General features: G+C 59.7%; 3 protein-coding genes. All 3 read left to right on the plus strand.

What is annotated here, in order from left to right:
• Positions 1 to 1,638, plus strand: a 1,638-nt coding sequence (locus VI25_RS20280; protein ID WP_161806998.1) for a glycoside hydrolase family 2 protein, incomplete at its 5' end; no start/stop codon positions are given.
• Positions 1,569 to 2,732, plus strand: a complete 1,164-nt coding sequence (locus VI25_RS27965) for a glycoside hydrolase family 2 protein (protein ID WP_055562780.1) — start codon at positions 1,569 to 1,571, stop codon at positions 2,730 to 2,732. The genes VI25_RS20280 and VI25_RS27965, both read left to right, overlap by 70 nt.
• Positions 2,702 to 3,271, plus strand: a 570-nt coding sequence (locus VI25_RS27970; RefSeq protein WP_161806999.1) for a glycoside hydrolase family 3 protein, incomplete at its 3' end; no start/stop codon positions are given. The genes VI25_RS27965 and VI25_RS27970, both read left to right, overlap by 31 nt.

A 3,271-nucleotide genomic window follows, 5' to 3' on the forward strand; every position in this document is an offset into this window, starting at 1 on the left:
CTGAGCCCCTACACCCGCAAGGCCCCCTACCACTACGGGTGGGACTGGGGGCCTAGGTTTGTTACCTCCGGCATCTGGCAGCCAGTGCAGCTCGAAGCCTGGGACGCAGCCAAAATCACCGATTTTCACGTAGTGCAGCGCCAACTGAGTACGCAGGCCGCGCAGCTTAACTTGGTTATGACATACGAGGGCGCCGCTGCCGCTAGCGGGCCGGCTACCTTGGTGGTCGAAACGACTGGCCCCGACGGCAAGCCTGGCCCCCGGGTAGAACAGGCCGTCACCTTGCAGCCCAACCGCCACGATGTAACGGCCGACCTGCGCCTACCTAACCCGCAACTCTGGTTTCCAGCTGGCTACGGCGCCCAGCCGCTTTATTCTTTCAAAGCGCAGTTGCTGCAAAACGGCAAACCCCTCGATGATGCAGGCACCCGTATTGGCTTGCGCACCGTGGAGCTGCGCCGCGAGAAGGACGCCTACGGCAAATCCTTCGAGTTTGTGGTGAATGGCATTCCGATTTTCGCCAAAGGCGTGAACTGGATTCCAGCTGACATTTTCCAGACGCGCGTGACCAACCAGCGCTACCATAAGCTGTTGCAAGCTGCCAAAGACTGCAACATGAACATGGTGCGCGTGTGGGGCGGCGGCATCTACGAAAACCAGTATTTCTACGACACCTGCGACGAAATGGGCTTGCTGGTGTGGCAGGATTTTCTGTTTGCCTGCTCGTTCTACCCTGGCGACGACGCGTTTAATAACAACGTGCGCGAGGAAGTCACCTACCAGGTGCGCCGCCTGCGCGACCACCCGAGCATTGCCATTTGGGTGGGCAACAACGAGAACGAAGTGGCCTGGCAGCAGTGGGGCGTGCCCGAAAAAATGGGCAACCACAAGCTGGAAGTGTGGAGCAACTACCTCAAGCTCTACCGCGACCTGATTCCGACGGTGCTGAAGACGGAGGACCCTAGCCGCCCTTACTGGTCGTCGAGCCCCTCGGCCGACTTTGAGGACATGGCCGGTTCGCAAACCAATGGCGACATGCACTACTGGGACGTATGGGGCGGCACGGCCCCCATTTCGGACTACGAAAAGCAGGTGCCGCGCTTTATGAGCGAATACGGTTTCCAGTCGTTCCCGGAGCTGAAATCGGTGGAACAGTTCACTGTGCCCGCCGATCATGACATTGCCTCCCCGGTGATGAAGGAGCACCAGCGTAGCGCCGTGGGCAACCCGCGCCTGAAGGAGTACCTGCTGCGCGATTACAAGGAACCTAAAGACTTCGCTTCCTTCCTGTACGTGAGCCAAGTACTCCAAGCCCAAGCCATTAAGCTGAGCGCCGAACACTTGCGTCGCAGTCGCCCCCGCACTATGGGCTCGATGTACTGGCAGCTCGATGACTGCTGGGGCGTGGCCTCGTGGTCGAGTATCGACTACTACGGGCGGTGGAAGGCGCTGCAATACTACGCCAAGCGTTTTTATGAGCCGGTGCTAGTGAGCCCCCACGAAGAGGGCGACAACGTGCGCGTGTACGTGGTATCGGACCGCACAACGCTACGCCAGCTACCCTGCAAGTGCGCCTGCTCGACCTTGGTGGCAAGGTGCTGTACAAGCAGGATACCCCCGTGCAAGTGGCGCCGCTGACCAGCCAAGTGTACTTGGATGTGCAAAAAGCCAAGCTGCTGAAAGGCCACGACCCCAAACGCGTGGTGCTAACCTGCGAGTTGACGGCCAGCAATAAGACGCTCTCGACCAACACGCACTACTTCGCCCTCCCCAAAGAAATGGCGTTGCCCAAAGCCAATATCAGCGCCACGTGGCAGCAAACCACCGACAGCACCTACCAGGTGACGCTCAAGAGCAAGGCCCTCGCCCGCGAAGTGTGGCTGTCGCTGAGCCAGGACGACGGCTTTTTTGACGACAACTACTTCGACCTGCTGCCCGGCCAAACCAAAACGTTGACGTTCAAGAGCGAAGGTACCACCTCGCTTGCCGAGCTACGCAAGCACCCCTTACCATCAAAACTCTGGCCGACGCTTTCTAAACCACCTAGCGGCCTACTTAGGCCGCCTCAACTACTTCTTCATACCCCTTACCGATGCCCTCCCAGTTCGCTGCTTCTTACCTCAAAAAATTACACTCCTTTCGCTACTGCGTCGTCGCCGGCATTCGTTGGGGCGGCGGCTTTGCTGGCGGCTTGCCAGCGCACTGGCCTTCCTACCTCGGCCGCCACGGCCAGCACGCCGGTGGCTAACTCCGGCGGCGGGCACGCCTACGGCCCCGCAGTGGAGCCCTCGTGTGGCGAAGCTACTGCGCGAGATGACGCTGGAGGAGAAAATCGGCAGATGACGCAGATTACGAATGCCGCCATCAACCACACCGGCGAGCAGAAGGACGTCAGCCTCGACTCGGCCAAGCTGGTGCCGTTTATTCGCGAGTACGGGGTGGGGTCTTTCCTGAATGGTGAGGCAGTGCCGCCGGCGCAGTGGCTGCGCACGCTCACGGCGTTGCAGCGCATTGCCATGCGCGAGTCGCGGTTGCACGTCCCCATTATCTACGGCATCGACCACATGCACGGGGCGAGCTACGTGAGCGGGGCGGCCATTTTTCCGCACAACATCAACCTAGGGGCTACCTTCAACCCCGAGTTTGCCCGCCAGGAGGCCCGCGCCACCGTCATGGAATCTGCTGACCTAGGCACATTTGGGTGTTTGCGCCCGTGCTCGACCTGGGCTTGAACGTGTACTGGCCGCGCTTCTACGAAACCTACGGCGAAGACCCGCTGGTGGCCGCGGAGCTAGGTGCCGCCTACGTGACAGAACTGCAAAGCAATAAGGATATTCTGCCCTACAAAGTGGCTGGCTGCGGCAAGCACTTTCTGGGCTACTCGGACCCGCGCAATGGCTGGGACCGCACCAACGCGCTCATTCCGGACCAGCGCTTGCAGGAGTTTTTCCGGCCTTCGTTTCAGGCGGCTATTGACGCGGGTTTGATGTCGGTGATGGTGAACAGCGGCGAGATTAACGGCGAGCCGGTGCACTCCTCCCGACGGATTCTAACTGACTTGTTGCGCACACAAATGGGCTTTAAAGGCGTGGCTGTAACCGACTGGCAAGACATTCTACGCCTTGTGACGGTGCAGAAAACCGAGCCCAACGAGAAAGAAGCCACTTTCCGGTGCATTGATGCGGGCATTGATATGGCCATGACGCCTTACAACACCAATTTCTGCCGCATTGTGAAGGAGTTGGTGCAGGAAGGTCCGTCTTACGGAGGA

The sequence above is a fragment of the Hymenobacter sp. AT01-02 genome, from assembly GCF_000961955.2.
Classification (GTDB): domain Bacteria; phylum Bacteroidota; class Bacteroidia; order Cytophagales; family Hymenobacteraceae; genus Hymenobacter; species Hymenobacter mucosus.